General features: G+C 68.7%; 16 protein-coding genes. 6 read left to right on the top strand and 10 right to left on the bottom strand.

The genetic code is table 11. The features are described from left to right. Positions 1-25: 25 nt before the first annotated feature. Complete coding sequence (locus G6N53_RS22415; protein WP_237166605.1) at positions 26-1,642, top strand: inorganic phosphate transporter; 1,617 nt, start codon at positions 26-28, stop codon at positions 1,640-1,642. 12 nt (positions 1,643-1,654) lie between these two features. Here the strand turns inward: G6N53_RS22415 and G6N53_RS22410 are convergent, their stop codons facing one another. Continuing rightward, positions 1,655-3,658 carry a glycoside hydrolase family 15 protein gene (locus G6N53_RS22410; protein ID WP_163892332.1) on the bottom strand — a complete coding sequence of 668 codons (2,004 nt, stop codon included), beginning with the start codon at positions 3,656-3,658 and terminating at the stop codon, positions 1,655-1,657. An 87-nt stretch (positions 3,659-3,745) separates the two neighbouring features. On the opposite strand from G6N53_RS22410, the gene G6N53_RS22405 reads away from it, so the two are divergent. Both G6N53_RS22405 and G6N53_RS22400 read left to right on the top strand, forming a co-directional pair. Further along, positions 3,746-3,955, top strand: coding sequence for a hypothetical protein (locus G6N53_RS22405; protein WP_163892329.1), 210 nt, complete (start codon positions 3,746-3,748; stop codon positions 3,953-3,955). A gap of 142 nt (positions 3,956-4,097) precedes the next feature. Beyond that, a complete protein-coding gene (locus G6N53_RS22400) occupies positions 4,098-5,096 on the top strand; it encodes an extracellular solute-binding protein (RefSeq protein ID WP_163896228.1) in 999 nt (332 codons plus the stop codon). 7 nt (positions 5,097-5,103) lie between these two features. On the opposite strand, the gene G6N53_RS22395 is transcribed toward G6N53_RS22400, so the two are convergent. The 5 genes from G6N53_RS22395 to G6N53_RS22375 all read right to left on the bottom strand — a co-directional run bounded on the left by G6N53_RS22395 (position 5,104) and on the right by G6N53_RS22375 (position 10,712). Beyond that, complete coding sequence (locus tag G6N53_RS22395) at positions 5,104-6,102, bottom strand: CNNM domain-containing protein (RefSeq protein WP_163892326.1); 999 nt, start codon at positions 6,100-6,102, stop codon at positions 5,104-5,106. Further along, the gene (locus G6N53_RS22390; protein WP_163892323.1) at positions 6,095-7,462 is read right to left on the bottom strand and encodes a hemolysin family protein; all 1,368 of its coding nucleotides are present in this window, start codon (positions 7,460-7,462) and stop codon (positions 6,095-6,097) included. Before G6N53_RS22390 ends, G6N53_RS22395 begins: the two co-directional genes overlap by 8 nt. Before the next feature lie 91 nt (positions 7,463-7,553). Next, positions 7,554-8,258, bottom strand: coding sequence for a sirohydrochlorin chelatase (locus tag G6N53_RS22385; RefSeq protein WP_163896226.1), 705 nt, complete (start codon positions 8,256-8,258; stop codon positions 7,554-7,556). After that, positions 8,255-8,962 carry a phosphoadenylyl-sulfate reductase gene (locus G6N53_RS22380; protein ID WP_163892320.1) on the bottom strand — a complete coding sequence of 236 codons (708 nt, stop codon included), beginning with the start codon at positions 8,960-8,962 and terminating at the stop codon, positions 8,255-8,257. Before G6N53_RS22380 ends, G6N53_RS22385 begins: the two co-directional genes overlap by 4 nt. A 58-nt stretch (positions 8,963-9,020) precedes the next feature. Further along, on the bottom strand, positions 9,021-10,712 hold the full coding sequence (locus G6N53_RS22375; protein WP_163892317.1) for a nitrite/sulfite reductase: 1,692 nt from the start codon (positions 10,710-10,712) through the stop codon (positions 9,021-9,023). Between the two features lie 323 nt (positions 10,713-11,035). On the opposite strand from G6N53_RS22375, the gene hemW reads away from it, so the two are divergent. Beyond that, on the top strand, positions 11,036-12,211 hold the full coding sequence (gene hemW / locus G6N53_RS22370) for a radical SAM family heme chaperone HemW (RefSeq protein WP_163896223.1): 1,176 nt from the start codon (positions 11,036-11,038) through the stop codon (positions 12,209-12,211). 18 nt (positions 12,212-12,229) lie between these two features. On the opposite strand, the gene G6N53_RS22365 is transcribed toward hemW, so the two are convergent. After that, entirely contained in the window at positions 12,230-13,090 is an 861-nt protein-coding gene (locus G6N53_RS22365) for an LLM class F420-dependent oxidoreductase (RefSeq protein ID WP_163892315.1), read from the bottom strand. Between the two features lie 47 nt (positions 13,091-13,137). Here G6N53_RS22365 and G6N53_RS22360 point away from each other — a divergent pair, with 47 nt between their 5' ends. Both G6N53_RS22360 and G6N53_RS22355 read left to right on the top strand, forming a co-directional pair. Continuing rightward, positions 13,138-13,518, top strand: coding sequence for a nuclear transport factor 2 family protein (locus tag G6N53_RS22360; RefSeq protein ID WP_163892312.1), 381 nt, complete (start codon positions 13,138-13,140; stop codon positions 13,516-13,518). Positions 13,519-13,661: 143 nt separating this feature from the next. Then, complete coding sequence (locus G6N53_RS22355; RefSeq protein ID WP_205390438.1) at positions 13,662-18,752, top strand: type I polyketide synthase; 5,091 nt, start codon at positions 13,662-13,664, stop codon at positions 18,750-18,752. A 12-nt stretch (positions 18,753-18,764) separates the two neighbouring features. On the opposite strand, the gene G6N53_RS22350 is transcribed toward G6N53_RS22355, so the two are convergent. From G6N53_RS22350 to G6N53_RS22340, 3 genes are all read right to left on the bottom strand, one after another. Further along, entirely contained in the window at positions 18,765-20,267 is a 1,503-nt protein-coding gene (locus G6N53_RS22350) for a pyruvate kinase (RefSeq protein WP_163892310.1), read from the bottom strand. A gap of 127 nt (positions 20,268-20,394) precedes the next feature. Further along, positions 20,395-20,589, bottom strand: a complete 195-nt coding sequence (locus tag G6N53_RS22345) for a hypothetical protein (RefSeq protein WP_163892307.1) — start codon at positions 20,587-20,589, stop codon at positions 20,395-20,397. 84 nt (positions 20,590-20,673) lie between these two features. Then, on the bottom strand, positions 20,674-22,374 hold the full coding sequence (locus tag G6N53_RS22340) for a (2,3-dihydroxybenzoyl)adenylate synthase (RefSeq protein ID WP_163892304.1): 1,701 nt from the start codon (positions 22,372-22,374) through the stop codon (positions 20,674-20,676). Positions 22,375-22,431 lie beyond the last annotated feature (57 nt).

The following is a 22,431-nucleotide window of genomic DNA, read 5'->3' as shown; positions in this document are numbered from 1 at the left end:
TCCTGATCTGCATATTTTTCCCCGGGTGAGCGCACCAACGACCTCTGCCCCAGCCACGCCCGCGGACGGCCGATTTCTCGGCGAAGATAGAAACTGGCACCTCACGTTCGGGCTGATGCTCGCCGTGGCGTTCGGTGCCTTCACCTGGTGGTCCTTGGGCTATGTGGACGCCGCCTCCAGCAAGGTGATTCTGATCGTCGCTACGGTGCTGGGACTTTTCATGGCATTCAACATCGGCGGCAATGACGTCGCGAACTCCTTCGGCACCAGTGTCGGCGCCGGCACGCTGACCATGAAGCAAGCCCTGCTGGTTGCCGCTGTTTTCGAGGTCAGCGGCGCGGTGATCGCCGGAGGCGAGGTCACCGACACCATCCGCAGTGGCATCGTCGATCTGTCGATCGTGCAGGTGTCGCCCATGGACTTCGTGTTCATCATGATGGCTGCGTTGTTCGCAGCAGCCACCTGGCTGCTGTTCGCGACCCGCATGGGCTACCCGGTGTCCACCACGCATTCGATCATCGGCGGCATCGTCGGCGCCGCACTGATGCTCGGCTTTGTGTCCGGACAGGGGAACTCCGCCTGGGACATGGTGCAGTGGGGTCAGATCGGCCAGATCGCGATCTCCTGGGTGTTGTCGCCCCTGCTCGGGGGGGCCGTCGCGTACCTGCTCTACGGCACCATCAAGCGGCACATCCTGACCTACAACGACCGGGCGGACGAGCGGTTGCAAGAGGTCCGCAAGGAACGCATCGCGCACCGCAACAGGCACAAGGAGGCGTTCGAGCGGCTCAGTGAGATCCAGCAGATCGCCTATACCGGAGCGCTGGCCCGCGACGCCGTCGCCGCCAACCGCGAGGACTTGGATCCGGACGAGATGGAGTCCGATTACTACCGGGAACTGCGTGAGATCGACGAGCAGACCAAGTCGATCGACGCGTACAAGGCCATGCAGACCTGGGTGCCGCTGCTGGCTGCCTTCGGCGCGATGATGATCTGCGCGATGCTGCTGTTCAAGGGGCTCAAGAACATGCATCTGGGCCTGACCACGATGAACAACTACTTCATCATCGGCATGATCGGTGCGGCGGTGTGGATGGCGACCTTCATCTTCGCCAAAACCCTGAAGGGCGAATCGCTGCCTCGATCGACGTTCCTGATGTTCAGCTGGATGCAGGTGTTCACCGCTTCCGGCTTCGCGTTCAGCCACGGCAGCAACGACATCGCCAATGCGATCGGGCCGTTCGCTGCGATTTTGGATGTGTTCCGAACCGGATCAGTCGAGAGTGAGGCCGCAGTGCCGCCGGCGGCGATGCTCGCGTTCGGCGTCGCGCTTGTCGCAGGTTTGTGGTTCATCGGGCGTCGGGTGATCGCGACGGTGGGGACCAATCTCACCCAGATGCACCCCGCGTCGGGGTTCTCAGCCGAGCTCGCCGCGGCATCGGTGGTCATGGGCGCCACCATCATGGGTCTGCCGGTGTCCAGCACCCACATCCTGATCGGTGCCGTGCTGGGCATCGGGATGGTCAACCGCTCGACGAACTGGGGGCTGATGAGACCGATCGCACTGGCTTGGGTGATCACGCTGCCCTCAGCCGCCATCCTCGGCGCCGTCGGACTGGTGGGTCTGCGGGCGATGTTCTGACCGCTGCGCCGGCTAGATCGGGGCGTTGGCCGGCTGGAAGTTGCCGGAGGTATCGGCCTCCTCTTCGGCGCGGATGACGTGCACCACGGCGTTGATCAGGGCCAGGTGGGTGAACGCCTGCGGGAAGTTGCCCAGATGCCGCCCGGTGCGGGGCTCGATCTCCTCGGCATACAGATGTAGCGGGCTGGCGAACGACAGCAGCCGCTCACACAGATGCTTGGCCCGGTTGAACTCGCCGATCTCGACCAACGCCGACACCAGCCAGAACGAGCAGATCGTGAAGGTGCCCTCCTCGCCGGCCAGACCGTCGTCGGTCTCCTCGACCCGGTAGCGCAGCACCAGGCCTTCTTCGGTGAGTTCGTCGGCGATGGCCAGCACGGTGGCGCGGATGCGCGGGTCGTCGGGCGGAAGGAAGCGGGTGAGGACTGCCAGCAGCAGCGAGGCGTCCAGCGCGTCGTCGCCGTAGCGCTGGGTGAGCACGCCGCGGCCGTCGACGCCGTGTTCGAGGATGTCGGCCTTGATCTCCTCGGCGACCACCCGCCACTGCTGGGCGTAGGACTTCTCGCCCTCCAGCTCGGCCAGCTTGGCGCCGCGGTCGAGCGCGACCCAGCACATGATCTTGCTCGAGGTGAAGTGCTGGGGCTCGCCGCGCACCTCCCAGATCCCGCGGTCGGGTTCACGCCAGTGCTTGATGGCCTCCTCGACCTGTTCCTTGAGCACCGGCCACAGCGTCTCCGGGATCTGCTCGCGGGACTTCGTGTGCAGGTACACCGAGTCCAGCATGGTGCCCCAGATGTCGTGTTGCATCTGGTTGTAGGCGCCGTTGCCGATCCGGACCGGGCGGGCGTTGTCATAGCCCGAGAGGTGGTTGAGTTCCTCTTCGATGAGGCTGCGTTCGCCGCCCACGCCGTACATCACCTGAAGGGGGTGGCGTTGGCCGTTGTTGGCGCCGGAGACGTCGGCGATGAACGCGAAGAAGTCGTCGGCCTCGCGGTCCAGCCCCAGGGTGTAGAGGCCCCACAGCGCGAAGGTCGAGTCGCGCACCCATGCGTAGCGGTAGTCCCAGTTGCGTTCCCCCTGCGGGGTTTCCGGTAGCGACGTGGTCGGCGCCGCCAGCAGCGCGCCGGTAGGCGAGTAGGTCAGGCCCTTCAATGTCAGCGCGCTGCGCTGCAGGTAGGACCGCCACGGATGGTCGGGGAAGTCGCCGACGTTGATCCACTGGCGCCAGGACTCGCTGGTCTTCCACATCTTGTCGGCGGCTTCCTCGAAGGTCTGAGGAGCCGGGTGCCCGGACCAGCTCAGCGCGACGAACACGTTGTCGCCCTCGCTGAGCCGGGTCCGTGCCCGCGCTTCGCGGCCTTCGAGGCCGATGCGCAGGTTCGTGGTCAACCGCAGCGTCGGGTGCGAGTCGGGGTTCTTGCTCGCGCGTGCAATCGCCTCGCCGTACGCCTGGGCGGAGTACTCCCAGCCGGCGCTGACACGGTGGTAGTCGAAGGACGGCTCGCAGTTCATCACCAGTTCCACGGTGCCGCTCACACACTTCACGGTGCGCAGCAGGATGTGCTCGGCGTCCCAGTCCATCGGGGTGCGGCGATGGGTGCGGGACCGCGTCTCGAGGTCGTGCCACGGGCCCATCACCAGCGCATCGCGCACGATCAGCCACCCGGTGTGGGTCTGCCAGGTGGTCTCCAGGATCAGGCTGCCCGGCAGATAGCGCCTGGCCGCGGGCACCGAGACCCCGTAGGGACCCAGCCGGAAATGCCCCGCGCCCCGGTCCAGGATCGCCCCGAACACGCTCGGCGAGTCGGGCCGCGGCACACACAGCCACTCCACCGAACCGGCCGACGAGATCAGGCACGTGTTCTCGCAGTCCGACAGAAAGGCGTAGTCGGCGATCGGCGGGAACGGGTTGCGCAACAGCGTCCCGGTATAGGACATCGGCTGGGGCACGACGGTGAAGGTCGAGTGTCCGTCGCCGGCAGATCCATCGGAAGCCTCGGTTTGCTGCAAAGCCATTGGCCCATCATCGACTGCCGGGCACCCCGTCGTCTACTCAGAACACCGGGTGTGTCCGGTGATCGGCAGGACGCATAGTCTGACCGGGTGAACGGCTTCCTCAGTTGGTGGGACAGTGTGGAGCTGTGGCTCACCGGTCTGCCGTTCGTCGTGCAGACGGTGGTGGTGATGCCGGTTGTGCTCACGCTGGCGTACGGCATCGCGGTGCTACTCGACGGCGTGCTGGGCAACGGGATCCGGGTGCGCCGGCGGCTCCGCCGACACGGCGACGCAGACAGCGAAGGAGCAGACTCATGAGCGGCATGCCGCGGTCACGCGTGACGCTGGCGCTGGTCGCGCTCATCGTCCTCGTCATCGTCATGTGGCTGCTCACCCGGTGAGGGGGGCCGCGTCCCGGTGGCGCACGGGGGCCGTACTGGCCCTGTCGGTGACGCTTGTCATGGCCTGCGGTGGTGGACCCAGCGACGTGGTCGGCGACGACGCCGGCCCGTCCGACGCCGGCCCGTCCGACGCCGGCCCGTCCGACGCCGGCCCGTCCGACGCGGAGACCACCCTCACGATGGCCGCGTTCGCGGTGCCGGAGCCCGGGTGGGCCAAGGTGGCTCCCGCCTTCGCGGACACCGAGGAGGGTGCGGGTGTGGCGGTCACGGTGTCCTATGCCTCCTCCAGCGACCAGTCGCGCGCCGTCGAAACCGGCAAGCCCGCCGACCTGGTGAACTTCTCGGTCGAACCCGACATCACCCGACTGGTCGAGGCCGGGAAGGTCAGCGAGGACTGGGACGCAGGCGTCACCCGGGGCATTCCGTTCGGTTCGGTGGTCAGCTTCGCCGTGCGGCCCGGCAACCCCAAGAACATCCGGGACTGGGACGACCTGCTGGCACCGGGCGTCGAGGTCATCACCCCGAGTCCGCTGAGTTCCGGCGCGGCCAAGTGGAATCTGCTGGCCCCCTACGCCTGGGCCAGCGACGGCGGCCGAAACCCCGAGGCGGGCATCGCGTACGTCGACGAACTGGTGACCGAGCACGTCAAGCTGCGCCCGGCGTCGGGTCGCGAGGCCACCGACGTGTTCGAACAGGGCAGCGGCGACGTGCTGCTGGCGTACGAGAACGAGGCGCTGAACTTCGATCTCGAGTACGTGAACCCACCGCAGACCTTCAAGATCGAGAACCCGCTGGCGGTGGTCACCACCAGCCGGCACCGGGACAAGGCAACAGATTTCGTGAACTTCCAGTTCACCCCGGAAGCGCAGACGTTGTGGGCCGAAGCCAACTTCCGTCCCGTCGACCCGGCCGTGCTGGCCGAGTTCGCCGACAAGTTCCCGGCCCCTGAGAAACTGTGGACGATCGACGATCTGGGCGGTTGGGGGCAGGCCGATCCCGAACTGTTCGACAAGGACTACGGAGTCATCACCAAGATCTACAAGCAGGCGACTGGATGACCACGAGTCAGGCGGCCTGCGTCGGTAACAGCCGGTGCAACAGGTCGGTCAGCGTCAACAGCCCGCGTCCCGACGGGCCGTCGACCACGATCAGGTGATTGCGCGTCTCCCGCATCAGCCGCAGCGCCTCGTACACCGGGGTGTCCTCGGGCAGGGTCAGCACCGGGCGCATCAGGTCGCGCGCGGTGCCGGACGACGACAGGCTGTCTCGCACGTGCACGACCCCCACGTCGGCCTGCCCGTCTCGGACCAGCAACCGCAGGTGGCCGGTCCTCTCGGAGGTCTCCCGGATCTCGGACGGTGTCGCACCAACGCCGACCGAGCTGTATTCGGCGGCGCGATTTGCCAGTTGTCCGACGGTGAGTGCCTCGAGTTCCAGCGCGCCGGTCAAGTTGGCGTGATACCGCTCGTCCAACGTGCCGACCGTGGCCGAATGCTCCACGAGCTTGCGCAGCGTGTCGGGATCCTGGCTTCCGGCCAGTTCATCCACCGGCGTCACCCCTACCCGGCGCAGGCACCAGTTGGCGGCGTGGTTGAGCGCGCGCAGCAAGGGGCGGGTGACGAACATGAACCCGCGCATCGGCAACGCCAGCATCGTCGCCGAACGCTCGGGATGCGCGATCGCCCACGACTTCGGCGCCATCTCGCCGATCACCAGGTGCAGGAACGTGACGATGATCAGGGCGAGCACGAAGCCGCCGACGTCGGCGACCCACAGCGGTGCGCCGAGGCTGCTCAGCTGCGGTGTGATCGCATAGTGCACTGCGGGTTTGGTGATCGCCCCGAGCAGCAGCGTGCACGCAGTGATGCCGAGCTGTGCACCGGCCAGCAGCAACGACAGTTCACTCGCGCTTCGCAGTGCGGCCCGTGCGGAGGCACTGGTGGCCGCGGCGTCCTCCAGACGGCTGCGTCGCGCCGCGATCAACGCGAACTCGACCGCGACGAAAAACGCGCTCGAACCGATGAGCACGGTGGTGATCAATGCGATGGTCCAGCCGCTACTCATCGTCGGCCCCCTGTTCGACCTCGACGGTGACGAACACCGAAGCCGGGACCCGGCGCTCGATCGAGCGGACCTGCGCGATCAACCGACGCGTGGGCGCGGGCCCGTCCTCGAGCAGATCGGCTGCGTCGGAAGGCAGTTCGATCTCCACGGTGTCACCGTCTGCAGGCAGGCCGACGGCATGGGCGATCAACATGCCGGCGACCGTCTCGTAATCGCCCGGCGGCAGGGTCAGGTCGAGCGTGCGTTCGGCCTCGTCCAGCGGTAGATCGCCGGACAGGAGCCAACCCTCACCGTCGGGCACCACATCGGCGCCGTGCTCGGCATCGTGCTCGTCGTCGATCTCGCCGACCAGTTCCTCGGCCAGGTCCTCGAGGGTGACAACGCCGGCGAATCCGCCGTACTCGTCGATGACGACGGCCATCTCCTCGTCCGCCTCCGCCAGCAGCTTCACCACATTGGGCAGCGGTAGCGTCTCCGGAACGACCACCGCAGGGCGGCAGCGGGTCGCGGCGGTGTCCGTCGCGGGTATCGGTCCCAGCAGATCGTGCAGGTGGATGATGCCGACCACGTCGTCACGATCCGGCCCGGTGACCGGGTAGCGGGTGTGGCCGACGGCCATGCGCTCCAGCACGGCCGCCACCGTCTCGTCGGCGGTCAGCACGTCGACCCGGGAACGTGGAATCATGGCGTGCTCGGCGGTGCTGGTGGGGAAGTCCAGGATCCGATCGAGGAGCGCCGATAGTTCCCGCGGAATGTCGCCCGCGTCGCGGGAGGCGGCGACGATGTGCTCGAGGTCGCGCGGTGTCGCGGAGTGCTCGACGTCGTGCACCGGTTCGATCCGCAGAACCCGCAGCAGAAGGTTCGAGGACTGATCGAACAACCAGATCAGCCAGCCGAAGAGTTTCAGGTAGAGGGTGGTCGACAGCGCCAGCCAACGCGCCAGCGGTTCGGGACGTGCGATGGCGAGGTTCTTGGGGAACAACTCCCCGAAGAGCATCTGCACCACCGTCGACACCGCAATAGCCGCCACACCGCCGGCCACCACAGCCACGGCAGTCGGGATTCCGACATCACCCAGCACCACCTGCAGGCCCTGCCCGATCAGCGGTTCGGCCACGTAGCCGACCAACAGCCCGGTGACCGTGATGCCGAGTTGCGCCCCGGACAGCATGAACGAAGTACGGCGGGTGACGGTCAGTGCCCGCGCGGACTGGGTGTCACCTGCCTCGGCGCGGGCCTTCAACCGGGACCTGTCCACCGCCATGTAGGCGAATTCCTGGGCGACGAAGTAGCCGGTGAGCACGGTGATCGCCAGGACGACCAGGAAACCGACAAGAATTCCGATGACGGCGGTCAGCACGGGACCGCCATGGGTTTATGAGGTTGCATCGGTCCTTGCTCGGTGAGGGGTCAGCGCCAGTGTACCGGGATAGCGATGGTGCACTCGGTGACTAAGCAGCCATCCGGATGGCGAGCGCGGCGTCGAAGCGGTCCAGCACCGTCTCGGCCACCTGGCGATGTGCACCCAGCGGGGCCGACATCGGGATACCTTGTGACCGGGCGAACTTCGCCACCCGGTCGGTGATGCGGCCGTGGGCCAGAAACCAGGGCGCGACGACCAGCCGGGTCGCTCCCCGCGCACGCAGCTCCTCGGCGGCTTCGGCCGGCGTGGGGTGCGGGCCGGTCGCGAACGCCGTGGTGGCCGACCAGCGGGTGGTGAGCGTCAGTTCCCGCGCCACCACGGCGGTGCGTTCGTTGGCCTGCGGATGTGACGAGCCGACCGCGGTCACCAGCACTCCGACGCCGGGATCGAGCCGCGACACCCCGGCGTGCTCGAGTCGCTGGCGCAACACGTGGATCAACCGGTCGTCCTCACCGAGCACCCCGGCAATGCGGGCATCGGCGCCGGAATCGGCGATCATCGCCGGGATGTCGACCCGGGCATGGTAGGCGTCGGCAAGGAGCAACGGGACGACCACCGCACCGCCGTGCGTCACGGTGGCGAGCACATCGCGCAGATTCGGCGAGTTCTGCTCACAGAACGCAACCCGTGCGTCCAGGCTCGGCCGCAACCGCCGAATGCAGTCGGCGACCGCGTGCACGGTGGCCGCCGACCGCGGGTCGGCGCTGCCGTGCGCAGTGAGCACGAGTGTCACGACGCGTGCAGCCCGCATTCGGTCTTGGTCTGGCCGGCCCAGCGGCCGCTGCGCGGATCCGCGCCCTCGAGCGGCTTGGCCGTGCACGGTTCGCAACCGATCGACGGATAGCCCTCGAAGACAAGGGGATTGACCAGGATGCCGTTGCCGTCGATGTAGTTCTGCATGTCCTCGTCGCTCCACGCCGCCAGCGGGTTGATCTTCACCAGACCGAAAGCCTTGTCCCAGCTGATCAACGGGGCGTTGGCACGGGTCGGTGCCTCCACCCGACGGATGCCGGTCACCCACGCGGAGTAGTTCTTCAGCGCCATGCCCAGCGGCTCGACCTTGCGCATCCGGCAGCACGCCGCCGCCTCCCGGGCGAACAGGTCCTTGCCGTGCACCGAATCCTGTTCGGCGACGCTGAGCTCGGGGCGCACGTTGACGACGTTGACGTCGTAGACCGCCTCGACCGCGTCTCGGGTGCCGATCGTCTCCACGAAGTGGTAGCCGGTGTCGAGGAACAGCACGTCCACCCCGGGGTGGACCTTGGCGGCCAGATCGACCAGCACCGCGTCCTGCATGTTGGACGCCACGATGTAGTTGCCTGCAAAGTGCTCGTCGGTCCAGCGCAGCAGGTCCTCGGCGCTGGCGTCCTCACCGAGTTCGGCCGCGCCGCGCTCGGCCAGCGCCTGCAGATCCGTGTCCGCAATCAAATCCGTCACCTCATACTCCGCTCTTCGCGCAAGCGCTCATCGCGACCGACGCTCTTCGCGCAAGCGCTCATCGAAGGTCCGCCTCGTCTGCTCGTAGTGCCCACGTAGCGAAACGCTCACCATGCTCGCGTTGTTTCACGAAGTTGCGAACAACTCTGTCGATGTAGTCACCGAGCTCGCTGGAGAGGATCTTGTGCTGGCGCAACTTGCGGCCGAAACCGCTGTCCAGACCCAGGCTGCCGCCCAGATGGACCTGGAAGCCTTCGATCGGGCCGTCGCCGTCGTCCACCATCTGGCCTTTGAAGCCGATGTCGGCGACCTGGATGCGCGCGCAGGAGTTCGGGCAGCCGTTGATGTTGATGGTGATCGGCACGTCGAGCTGGGAGTTGATGTCCTCCAGCCGCTTCTCCAACTCCGGAACCAGCGTCTGCGAGCGCTTGCGGGTCTCGGCGAAGCTCAGCTTGCAGAACTCGATGCCCGTGCAGGCCATCAGGTTGCGGCGCCAGTGCGACGGTGTGGACGGCAGCCCCAGCGCGTCCAGGCCGGCGCGCAACTCGTCCAGCTTCTGGTCGGGCACATCGAGCACGATCAGCTTCTGGTACGGCGTGAACCGGACCCGGTTGCTGCCCGCGGCCTCGGCGAGGTCGGCGACCTGGGACAGGATGGTGCCGGACACCCGACCGGCGATCGGGGCCACCCCCACGGCGTTGAGCCCGTTGCGCAGCTTCTGCACACCCACATGGTCGATGGGCCGGGACACCGGGTCGGGAGCGGGACCGTCCAGCAATGGGCGGTGCAAGTATTCCTTTTCGAGAACTTCGCGGAATCGTTCTACACCCCAGTCCTTGATCAGGAACTTGAGCCGGGCCTTGGACCGCAGGCGGCGGTAGCCGTAGTCACGGAACACGCTGACCACGCCCTCCCACACATCGGGCACCTCGTCGAGCGGAACCCACGCACCGACCCGCTGCCCCAGCATCGGGTTGGTGGACAGGCCCCCGCCCACCCACAGGTCGAACCCGGGCCCGTGCTCGGGATGCTCGACACCGATGAACGCGACGTCGTTGACCTCGTGCACCACATCCTGCTGGCCTGAGATCGCGGTCTTGAACTTGCGCGGCAGGTTGGAGTACTCCTTCTTGCCGATGTAGCGCTTGACGATCTCGTCGACGGCCGGTGTGCCGTCGATCACCTCGTCGAGCGACTCACCGGCCAGCGGCGATCCCAGCACCACGCGGGGGCAGTCACCGCACGCCTCGGTGGTCTGCAGACCCGCCTCGTCCAGGCGACGCCAGATCTCCGGCATGTCCTCGACCCGGATCCAGTGGTACTGGATGTTCTGCCGGTCGGAGATGTCGGCCGTGTCGCGCGCGAACTCGGTGGAGATGCCGCCGAGGGTGCGCAGCGCAGCAGTGGTCAGCGCGCCGCCGTCGCTGCGGACTCGCAGCATGAAGAACTCGTCCTCGAGCATGTCGGTGTTCTCGTCACCGGTCCAGGTGCCGTCGTAGCCCGGTTTGCGCTGGGTGTAGAGCCCCCACCAGCGGAACCGGCCGCGCAGATCGCCCTTGTCGATGCTCTCGAAGCCGTTCTTCGAGTAGATGTCCTCGATGCGGGCCCGCACGTTGAGCGGGTTGTCGTCCTTCTTGGACTGTTCGTTGGGGTTGAGCGGCTCGCGGTAGCCGAGCGCCCACTGGCCTTCGCCGCGGGGCCGCTTGACGGGCTTGGCGGGCTTGGCGGATGTGTTCGGTGCGGTGGTCATCGGGTCGTGCTCCTCGTCGGAGCCGGCGTGACGGATCGCGCGTTCTCACCGGTGGCTGTCCGGCGGCGCAGATCCGGCGGCCAGCTGAAGTTCAGGTGGGCAGATTCTACGAGGTCAAGGCAGACAGCAAGAAGAACAAACGCGCTTGAAGTCGACATGAAGGCGCGCCACCAGCGAGACCCTGCGGGAGAGGCTGTGGGCTGCAGTCACGGAACCAATTGTGCCACGGATGCCGGCACCGGCCCTAACCGGGCGAAATTTGCGCGGACAGCGACGGGACGCGGCTCTGGGAGACTGGTCCGGTGACGCCGCCGACCCGGACCATGCCGACCCGGACCGTGCTGCCGGCGCTGACCGCGCGCCGGGGCCGGCCGTCGCGTCCTTTCGGCGTCTATGTGCACGTGCCGTTCTGTGCGACACGCTGCGGTTACTGCGACTTCAACACCTACACCCCCGCCGAGCTGGGGGGCGGGACGCCGGAAGGCTGGCTGGCGGCGCTGCGCGACGAATTGCGGCTGGCCGCGGCTCACCTCGGCGCGCCGCCACCGGTGCAGACGGTCTTCGTCGGGGGTGGCACCCCGTCGTTGCTGGGGGCGGCGGGGCTGACCGCCGTCCTCGACGCGGTCCGCGAGCACCTACCGCTGGCCTCCGGCGCCGAGGTCACCACCGAGGCCAACCCGGAATCGACGTCGCCCGCGCTTTTCGCCGAACTGCGCGCCTCCGGGTTCACCCGGGTGTCGCTGGGCATGCAGTCGACGGCGCCGCACGTGCTCGCCGCGCTGAACCGGGTGCATTCGCCGGGTCGCGCGCTCGACGCGGCGCGCGAAGCCACCGCGGCCGGCTTCGACCACGTCAACATCGACCTGATCTACGGAACGCCGGGGGAGACCGACGACGATCTGCTGCGGTCGGCCGACGCGGCCCTGGCTGCCGGCGTCGACCACATCTCGGCCTACGCGCTGATCGTCGAGGACGGCACCGCGCTGGCCCGGCGGGTGCGCCGCGGTGAGATGCCCGCACCCGACGACGACGTGCTCGCCCGGCGCTACGAACTGCTGGACCGTCGCCTCACCGATGCGGGCCTCGATTGGTACGAGGTGTCGAACTGGGCACGCCCGGGAGCCGAGTGCCGGCACAACCTCGGCTACTGGGAGGGCGGCGAATGGTGGGGCGCCGGGCCCGGCGCGCACGGCTACGTCGACTCCACCCGGTGGTGGAATGTCAAGCATCCCAACGCCTATGCCGAAGCGCTCACCGCCGGTGCGCTGCCGGTCGCGGACTTCGAGCAGCTCGACACCGACACCTCCCACGTCGAGGACGTGATGCTGCGGGTGCGGCTGCGCTCGGGGCTGCCGGTTTCGGGGCTGTCCGCGGCCGAAGTCGACCACGCCGCGCGGGCGGTCGCCGACGGGCTGCTGCGCGCCGCGGGCGAGCGGCTGGTGCTCACCGACCGCGGCAGGCTGCTGGCCGACGCGGTGGTGCGCGACCTGCTCGCGTGACCTGCTGGCGTGACGGGGCTACAGCAGCGCGGCCGCCAGCCGGCGCCACTGCTCGCGCGGGAACTCCGTCGGATCGGCGGTGAGCACCTGGATGCAGACGTGGTCGGCGCCCGCGTCACGGTGCTCGGCGATCCGGGCCGCGACCGCGTCTTCGTCACCCCAGGCGATGAGGGAGTCGAACAGCCGGTCGCTGACCGAGGCCACGTCGTCCTCGCTGAAGCCTGAGCGCAGCAGGTTGTTGGCGTAGTTCGGCAGCGCCAGATACGAACGCAGCCACTCGGTTCCGACGGCGCGCGCCTGTTCTTTGTCGTCGGTGAGCATGACGGTCTGCTCGGGCAACAGCATCGGGCCCTCGCCGAGGACCTCGCGTGCGGTGCGGGTGTGGTCTGGGGTGCTCAGATAGGGATGCGCACCGCCGGCGCGGGTCGCCGACAGCTCGAGCATCTTCGGGCCGAGCGCGGCCAGCACGCGGTTGGCGGGCGGCACCGGTTGCGGCGAGCTGTCGATCCCGTCGAGGAACTTCCTCGTCGCGGCCAGGGGCTTGCGGTACAGGCCCGGCTCCTTCGAATCGATCAGCGGGGCGTGGCTGACCCCGATGCCCAGCAGGAACCGCTCACCGTGGGTGTCGGTCAGCGTGGCGTAGCGCGCGGCGACCTCCGCCGGGTCGTGCATCCAGAGGTTGAGGATGCCCGTCGCGATCACCGTCTTCTCAGTGGCCGAGAGCAGGTTGTCGACCGAGTCCAGGACCGGACCGCCGACGTCGGGAATCCACAGCGCGGTGAAACCCAGTTCATCGAGTTCGGTGGCCGCGTCGGCCGCCTCCGCCGGATTTCCGTAGCGCAGTTGCGAACTCCACAGGCCGATCCCAGACAGCTTCATGCCTCTACTCTTACCGTGTCCCGGTTCCGGGGCGCTACGGTCCCTGCATGGCATTCGATCCCGGCGCCGTCGGCCGCGCGTTCTCCGAGCACAGGTTCCAGGACGCGCTGAGCCACCTCGCCCCGGATGTTAAGTGGACGATCGTCGGCTACATGGTCCTCGAGGGCGCCGACGCGGTCCGGCGCACCTGCCAGGAAACCCTCGACAGTCTCGAGGGCACGTCGATGGAGTTCGACCGAAGTGTGACTGCCGCCGGCACCGACGTCGTCGCCGTGGACACCGTCGTCCGGTACGTCCGGCCCGACGGCGTCACCGCGGTGGCGAGCTGCGCGATCTACGAGTTCGAGGGCGAGAAGATCCGCGCCATCACGTCCTATGCGGTCGAGATCGATCCCGGGGACGCCGGCGCCCAGCCGCCGCCCGGGTGAGCGCCGGGCCACGTACCTCCCTGTCCGGGCGGACGGTGTGCCAGGATGTCCGGCATGCCGAAGCTGGGCTTAGGAGAGGCTAACCACACCATTGGCCCGGTTGTCGCCGCGGCCGGGCCGGTTGTCGCCGCGGCGACCCCACCGTGGAACTGACCGCCCGCGCGCCGATCGCCATCGTCGGTATCGGCTGCCGGCTGGCGGGTGCCGTGACCACTGCAGAACAATTCTGGTCGTTCCTGCTGGCCGGGGGCAGCGCCGTGCGCCGGGTGCCTGCCGAGAGGTGGGAGCCCTATCTGCACCGCGATCCGCGCAACGCGGCGGTGCTGCGCGGCACCACGCCGTGGGGCACCTTCCTCGACGACCTGCCGGGTTTCGATGCCGAGTTCTTCGGGGTGTCCCCGCGCGAGGCCGAGCTGATGGACCCGCAGCAACGCCTGGCGCTGGAGGTGTCCTGGGAGGCGCTGGAGCACGCGGGAATTCCGCCGCGGTCGCTGGCCGGCAGCGACACCGCGGTGTTGATGGGTGTCAACTCCGACGACTACGGCAAGCTCATCATGGAGGACCTCGCCGGCATCGAGGCGTGGACCGGGATCGGCACCTCGCTGTGCGGGGTGGCCAACCGGGTCTCGCATCTGCTGGACCTGCGCGGCCCGAGCGTCGCGCTGGACGCCGCCTGCGCGGCGTCGCTGGTCGCCGTGCACCAGGGATGTCAACTGCTACGCGACGGCGAGACATCGCTGGTGCTCGCCGGCGGCGTCAGCGCCCTGATCGGTCCGGGGTTGACCAGGGTGCTCGACGTCGCGGGGGCGACCGCGCCCGACGGCCGGTGCAAGACGTTCGACGAGTCGGCCGACGGTTACGGCCGCGGTGAGGGCGCCGGCGTCGTCGTGCTCAAGCGGCTCGACGACGCCCAGCGTGACGGCGACCGGGTGCTCGCGGTGGTCCGCGGTGGTGCGGTGGCACAGGACGGCCGCACCGTCGGGATCATGTCGCCCAACGGCCAGGCGCAGCAGGATCTGTTCCGCCTGGCGTGCCGGTCCTCCGGTGTCGATCCGGCCGGCGTCGGCTACATCGAGGCTCACGGCACCGGCACACCCACCGGCGATCCGGTGGAGGTCGGCGCCCTGGCGGCCGTCTACGGAGCGGGTCGCACCGTAGACCCGTGTGCGGTCGGCTCGGTGAAGCCGAACACCGGTCACCTCGAAGGCGGTGCGGGCGTCGTCGGACTGATCAAGGCGACGCTGGCGCTGCACCACGAACTGCTGCCGCCGACGGCGGGGGTGGACACGTTGACGTCCGCGGTCGACTGGGCCGCCAGCGGGTTGCGGGTGCCCACCGAAGTGGAAGCCTGGCCGCGCGGCGCCGAACCGCGCCGGGCCGCGGTCTGCAGTTACGGCTACGGCGGCACCATCGCCCACGTGCTGATCGAGGAGGCCCCCGCCGCTGCCCAGCCACAGGAGATGCCGGGGCAGGCGGTCGTCATCCCGTTGTCGGCGCGCTCGGAGTCCCGACTCACCCAGCACGCGTCGGCGCTGGCCGAGCATCTGCGGACCGCGGAGATCTCCGTCGACCACGTCGCCGCGACGATGTGGACGCGCCGCTCGCATGAGCCGGTCCGCGGCGCGGTGGTGACCGACGGTCTCACCGACGCCAACGCCTCGCACACCGTCATCGACGCGCTGGACGCGATGGCGCTGCAGGCCCGTGATCCCCGCGTGGTGACCGGTTCGGTGGTGCCCGGCGCGGAAAACGGTGCGGTGTGGGTGTTCTCGGGCCACGGATCGCACTGGGCGGGCATGGGCCGCGAGCTGCTCGCGACCGAACCCGTGTTCGCGGCCACCATCGACGAGGTGGACGTGGTGTTCCGCCGCGAGCTCGGCTTCTCCGCGCGGGAGGCGCTGACCGCCGAGCAGTTGGGCGGCACCGACCAGGTGCAGGCGCTGACGTTCGCGATGCAGGTCGGGCTGGCGGCGGTGCTGCGTGCCCGCGGCGTGGCACCGGCGGCGGTGATCGGCCATTCGGTCGGCGAGGTTGCCGCGTGTGTGGTGGCCGGCGTGTTCGACCTCGTCCACGGCGCGGCGGTGGCGTGCTTCCGGGCGCGGGGATTCAGGTCGGTGATGGGAGAGGGCGCGATGGCGCTGGTGCGGCTGCCGTTCGCCGACGCCGAACACCGGCTGCGGGACCGCAAAGACGTGGTGGCGGCCATCAGCGCATCCCCAGAGTCCACGGTGGTGTCGGGCACGGTGGCGGCGGTCGACGAGGTGGTCGAGGCGTGGACCGACGAGGGCACGATGGTGCGCCGGGTCAACACCGACGTGGCATTCCACAGCCCCGCAATGGATCTGTTGACCGCGGAGCTCGCCCGGCTCGTCGGTGGCCTACCGGTGCCCGGCGTCGCCCGGGTGCCGCTGTACACGACCGCGCTCACCGACCCGCGGTCGACCGCGCCGCGGGGCCCGGGCTACTGGGTGGCCAACCTGCGGGGCCGGGTGCGCTTCGCCGAAGCGGTGCAGGCCGCGGCCGAGGACGGGCACCGGCTGTTCCTGGAGGTGTCGGCTCATCCGGTGGTGTCGCACTCAATCGTCGAGACGCTGCTGCACGGCAAGGTCACCGAGCACGCGGTGGTGCCGGTGCTGCGCCGCGATCAGCCCGAGCGACGGGCGGTCGGCGCCGCGATCGGGGCGTTGTACTGCCACGGGGCGCCGGTTGCCCACGGACTCACCACGGCGGCTGCGTGGGCCGCGGACCTTCCCGGCACGCAATGGCAGCACCGCCGGTTCTGGCGCACCCCGACGCCGCCGCCCGGCGTTCGTGCCCTGCACGATGTCGCGTCACACACCCTGCTCGGCGGCGCGGTGGAGGTGGCGGGTGCGGTGCCGGCGCAGGTCTGGCAGACGCGGCTGGACATGGCGAACCGGCCGTATCCCGGGGATCACCCGGTCCAGGACACCGAGATCGTCCCGGCGGCGGTGCTGCTCAACACTTTCCTGACAGCGGCGGGTGGCGATGTGACCGACGTGCGGTTGCGCACGCCGGTTGCGCCCGCGCGGGAGCGCGACATCCAGGTGGTCCTGCAGGACCGCTCGTTGCGGCTGTCGTCACGCCTGAGCGCGGATGATTCCGACAACACCTGGCTCACCCACAGCAGTGCCATCGTGGCGCCCGACGAACTGGCCGTCGAAGCGCTCGACAGCGCTGCCGGGTGTGCAGAGCAACTGCCGGCCAGCAATGTGGTGGACACCCTCGCCGGCGTCGGGGTGGCCGCGATGGGGTTCGGCTGGCAGGTGCTCGAATTATGGCGCGGCGAACGGGAACTCAGCGCGCGGGTATCAGCAGAAGCGGACGGTTCGAAGCCGACCACCTGGGCGGGTCTGCTGGACGCCGCCACGTCGGCGGCGTCGACGGTGTTCGACGGACCGCCGCGGCTGCGGATGCCTGCGCGGATCGCGCGGGTGCACATCGGCGGGGAGCCACCGGCGGTGGCGCGGCTGCACGTGCGCCTTCGGGAGGGAACCACCACCGACGTGTCGATCGCCGACGAGTCCGGCGCGGTGCTGGCGGTGATCACCGCGATGACGTTCGAAGAGCTGGAGAACTCGGGCGGTGGCGACCCGTCGCGGATGCTGCACCAGCTGGCGTGGCACTCGACGCCGTACCGACCCGAGGACCGCCCGGCCGGGGTCGTCCTGGTCGGCGGAGTCGACGACGAAATCGCTTCGCTGAAACACGATCTGGCCGCCGCGCAGATCCCGAGCCGACGGTACGCCGAGCCCGGTGAGCTGCCCGGCGATCAGCCGGCAGGCACGGTGGTGCTGGTGCTGCCGCCCGCCGATCACACGCCCGAGGCAGCCGCGGAGATGGTGCTGCGGACGCTGAAGCAACTGCACCACAACGGTTCTGCTGCCCGGCTCTGGGTGTTGACCCGCCATGTGCACGAGGGTGACAACCTGGTGCACGCCCCGTTGTGGGGCTTGGCCAGGGTTGCCGCGGCGGAGCATCCGCAGCTGTGGGGCGGGGTGCTCGACGTCTCCGACGGCGCTCTGCCCCTCGGTGCGCTGGCCTCACTGCATGGTCACGGTGTCGTGGTGGTGCGCGACGGCGTGGCCCTGACGGCGCGGCTCGCCCACGCACACCCGGGGGCGGACACCCCGATGACGTGCAGCCCGGGAGGGACGTATCTGATCACCGGTGGCACCGGTGCCCTGGGCCTGCGCATCGCACATCGCCTCGCCGACCTCGGCGCGCGCCGCCTCGTGCTGCTGTCCCGCTCGGGCATGCCGCACCGTGACCAGTGGTCCGGGAGTCGGTCCGAACTGGTTCGCGCCGTGTCGGCGCTCGAAGAACGCGGGGTGTCGGTGCACGTCGCAGCGATCGACATCGCGGCCGACGGCGCCGTCGAGCGGCTGCGTGCGGTGTTGCGGGAGCTGCCCTCGGTTCGCGGTGTCGTACATGCTGCGGGCGTGGAAGCCGGTGCCCTGCTGATCAATACGACACCCGAAGAAGTCCGGGCCGCGATGAGCCCCAAGGTCGCAGGGACCCTGGCCCTGCACGAGTTGTTCCCGCCCGGTCGGCTCGACTGGATGGTGCTGTACTCGTCCTGCGGGTATCTGGCGGGATTCCCGGGTCAGGGCGCGTATGCGTGCGCCAACGCCTTCCTCGACGCGGCCGCGCGGCACCGCCGCAGTCGTGGCGACCGGACGGTCGCCGTGGCGTGGACGGCGTGGCGGGGCCTCGGGATGGGTTCCACATCGGGTTTCGTGGCGGCCCAACTCGAAGCACTGGGCATGGGCATGATCGGAGCCGACGACGCCATGCGGGCGCTGGATTCGGCGATGCGCACCGGAGACCCCAATGTTGTCGTGCTGCCGGTGCTCCCAGGCGCGGCCACGGTGCCGATCCTGGCCGATGTCGCGCCCACGGGGCAGCTGGACGCAGACGCCGATGGGGTGGTGGTGGGGCCGGGTGACGGCGACGTCGACGAGTGGGTGGCCCAGCAGGTCGTCGAGGCGGTGGCCCATGAACTCGGCCTGTCCGCGGGCGACGTAGACGCACGGGTTCCGCTGGTCGAGACCGGAGTCGACTCCATCATGACCGTCGCGTTGCGCCGCTCGCTCGAGAAGCGCACCGGTCTGGCGCTACCGCCGACCCTGTTGTGGGAGCACCCCACAGCGGCTGCGGTGACCGCACGCATCGTCGAACTGCTGACCCCGCAGGATGTTTCGCAGGTGTCGTGACAGCTTTGGCGGTCAGGTGCCGATGAACTCGGCCGCGTCCGGTCGCCACGAGGTGAGCGTGCGCAGCAGTGGGTTCTTCTTGTAGCGATGTTTTTCCATCCGGCACAGAATGCTGTCCAGCGTGCTGACCGCGTCGGTGATGTAGGGACCCTTGTTGAGCATCACGCATTCTGCACGCACCCCCATCGCGGCGTCTGACACCTCGGCGCGGGTCGGTTGCCCCTTCTTGGCGAGCGTCTCCAGCACCTGGGTCGCCCACAGCACCGGCAGATGCGCTGATTCACAAAGCCACAGCATCTCCTCCTGCAGCTCGGCCATCCGCTCGTAGCCGACCTCGACTGCGAGGTCGCCTCGAGCGATCATCACCCCGGCGCGTGAGCGCTGCATCAGTGTCATCAGGATCTGCGGCAGTTTCTCGAACGCCGGTTTGGTTTCGATCTTGGCCACGACGCCCAGTTCGGAGGCATTGCGTCGATCGAGCTCGTCGAGCAGTCGCTGCACGTCTTCGGGGTCGCGGACGAAGGACACTTCGACGACGTCGGCGATGTCGACGACGGTGGACAGGTCATCGAGATCTTTGTCGGTGATCGCCGATATGTGCAGGTCGGTGTCCGGAACGTTGACACCTTTGCCCGGTTTGAGTTTTGCCTTGTCGCGCGCCGGATGGTCGATACGCACGTCCAGGCCCTCGGAGTCGACCGACACCACCACTCCGCCCAACTTGCCGTCATCAAAATAGATGCGATGACCTGGCTCGGCATGATCGAACACCTGCGGCAGGCTGCATCCGATCCGGTGACTGTCGGCGGTTGCCGGTTCGGCATCGCGAGTCAGCCTCAGGAGGTCGCCGGCACCCAGCATCAGGTGTGCGTCCTCGGGCTGCAGTGCACCGGTGCGCAGCTTGGGACCCGCGAGATCCATTGCAACCCGGCAGGCTCGGCCGTGTTCTCTGGCTGCGGAACGTACGTTGGCCGCCATGGCACGCCAATCGTCGGGTCCATCATGTGCGCAATTGATCCGCGCGACGTCCATACCGTGCGCCACCATCTCGCTGACCAGTCGTTCGTCCTTGGCCGCTTCGGTCGGCAAGGTGACCATGATCCGCACTGACCGCCTGCCCGGGCGCGGTCCCAGCAGTTCTTCTGTGCGCTGCTGCAGGATGTCGTAGCCCTCCCTCACTCCGATCGCGTTGTCGGCGAATGCCGGTTGCCGGCGGCCTCGCAGGGCGCACAACGCCCCGGCGACGAGGTCGAGGGTGCGCTGTACGTGAGGCTCGGAGCGGCCCAGCGACGACAGTCCCACTTCTGCCAGACGCGTCTGCAGGTCACGTAGATCGTGCTGACGGATCGCCCAGTAATGGGCCATGTTCACCGCGCTCGAGCGGCGCTGCGGCGCAACTCGACCGATCCACGGTGACCACTGCTGCTGCGCGCCGTCGAGTTCACGACGGAGTTGGTCGACGTCACGGGCCAACGCGTCCAGCGTGCCGCCTGAGGAAGCCTCGTCTGATGGCATCACAACACCTCGCGAGTAGGTTTCCGGCTGCGGCCGGCAGTCGGCGTTTCCGCACGCGCAGATTGCCGGGCGGCGGGCTGGTCAAACGTGCCCGCTGTCCCGGTGAACGACCCGGGGACCTCGACCGTCAGGTCCAGCTCTGGTACTCCAGGCAGACGCAGGGGTGGTCGCCATAGGACATGTCACGACACGCACCGTGGCCCCGGCCGGCTTCGCCGCGGGCCTTGGCGTGGTCGGTTCCGGCTTCCAGATGCACGTTCAGGTCGTGATGTTCCTTCGCGTGGCCGCACACCTTGCAGTACACCGTGGTCGCTTCGGTCATTGGTGGCTCCCTTCCGCCGCTACCTGCCCAGCGTGCGCTGCGGGTAGTGCGGGTACTAGGGACCTTCGCCCTTCGGCCAGCGGATTACGTCATCGTGATCTGGGCGACGACCTTTTTCTTGTCGACCTTGCCGACGGCGGTGGTGGGCAGCGATCTCAACGGCACGAGCACATCCGGCCGTGCGTGGGTCGAGGCACCGCGGTCGTCGAGGAACGCATTCAGCTCCGCCAGCGTGACCGGTTTGCCGCTGAAGATCACTGCGGCGCAAATCTTCTCACCCAGGTAGTCATCAGGTAGGGCGACCACGGCCGCCGAGTAGATCGCCGGGTGGGTGTGCAGATAGTCTTCGAGGTCCGTTGCGGACACGGTCTCGCCGCCGCGGTGGATCACGTCCTTGATCCGGCCGGTCACCTCGACGTAGCCGGCCCGCGGACCGTCGGCGAAGAGGCGCACCCGGTCGCCAGTGCGGTAGAAGCCGTCGGGGGAGAACGAGCGGGCGTTGCTGTCGGCAGCCCGGTAGTAGCCGTTGAGGGTGTAGGGCCCGCGCACCAGCAGTTCGCCCTCCTGCCCGGCGGGCACCTCGTCGCCGTTCTCGTCGACGACCCGCATCTCGTCGTGCGGCGACATCGGCCGGCCCTGGGTGTGCACGACCACGTCGACCGGGTCACCCGGCCGGGTGAAGTTCAGCATCCCTTCGGCCATGCCGAAGATCTGTGACATGCCGGGCGTCAGGTTGTCCAGGATGAAACGGGCCTCCTCGGGGCTCATCCGGGAGCCACCCACCTGGACGAACCGCAGCGACGTGGGCAGCACCGGTTCCCACGCGCACGCCTGCGCCCACACCTTGGCCAGCGCGTTCACCAGGCCGGTCACGGTGATCCAGTGTCGGTCGATCAACGCGAACGCCGATTCGGGGCTGGGGTCGGCGGTGAACACCGTGGTGGCCCCGACCGTCATCGAGCCGAGCAGGCCGGGGCATGCCAACGGGAAGTTGTGCCCGGCGGGCAACGCCACGAGGTAGGCATCGTCACCGGTCATGTCGCAGGCCTGGGCGCACGCCCGCGCGTTGTAGACGTAGTCGTCATGGGTGCGCGCGATGAGCTTGGGAAGCCCGGTGGTGCCGCCCGACACCAGCAGCAGCGCGGGAAGGGCCGGATCCACCGGTCGGCGTCGAACCGGTGGGCCGTCGAACTCGACGAGGTCCGAAAATGACAAAAACGGGCCACCGTCGACGTCGCCGTCCACGAAGACGTGGCGGAGCGCGGGGTGCTCGGCGGTCAGCGCGGAGGCCATCTCGCGGTAGTCGAAGCCGGCCGCTCGGTCGGCGACGATGAGCCCCACCGCACCGCTGACCTCGGCGAAATGGCCCAATTCGGCCGTCCGGTGTCCGGGCAGGCACATCACCGGCACCGCGCCGGCGCGCAGCAGCCCGAACAGCGCGAGAGCGAACCGGCAGGAGTTGGGTAGCTGCAACAGCACTCGGTCGCCCTCGGCGATGCCCCGGTCGGCCAGGGCGGCCGCGACCCGGTCGGCCGCGGAGTCGAGCTCGGCGAATGTGTAGCTCGACGTGGCGTCGACGATCGCCGCCTTCTGCGGCCAGGTCGCCGCCGCGTCGGTGAGGAGACAGTCCAGCGGACGGCCCGTCCAGTAGCCCGCGCGGCGGTATGACTCCGCTCGATCGGGTGGGAACGGGACGAACCCATCGGCCAAGTCGGTGTGCCCCGGCCCGTCACCGGGTCCGAGGCGCTGGTGATCGCCCTGTTCAGGCAGGAATCCCGTGCTCATCAGTCAAAATCGCCGCTCTGGGTAGGAGTTTTCGGTCACCCGAATATAGGGTAGCCT

Source organism: Mycolicibacterium hippocampi (genome assembly GCF_010723735.1).
Classification (GTDB): Bacteria; Actinomycetota; Actinomycetes; order Mycobacteriales; family Mycobacteriaceae; genus Mycobacterium; species Mycobacterium hippocampi.
Note: the sequence above shows the minus strand (reverse complement) of the source record. Positions and strands in the feature narration are given on the sequence as shown.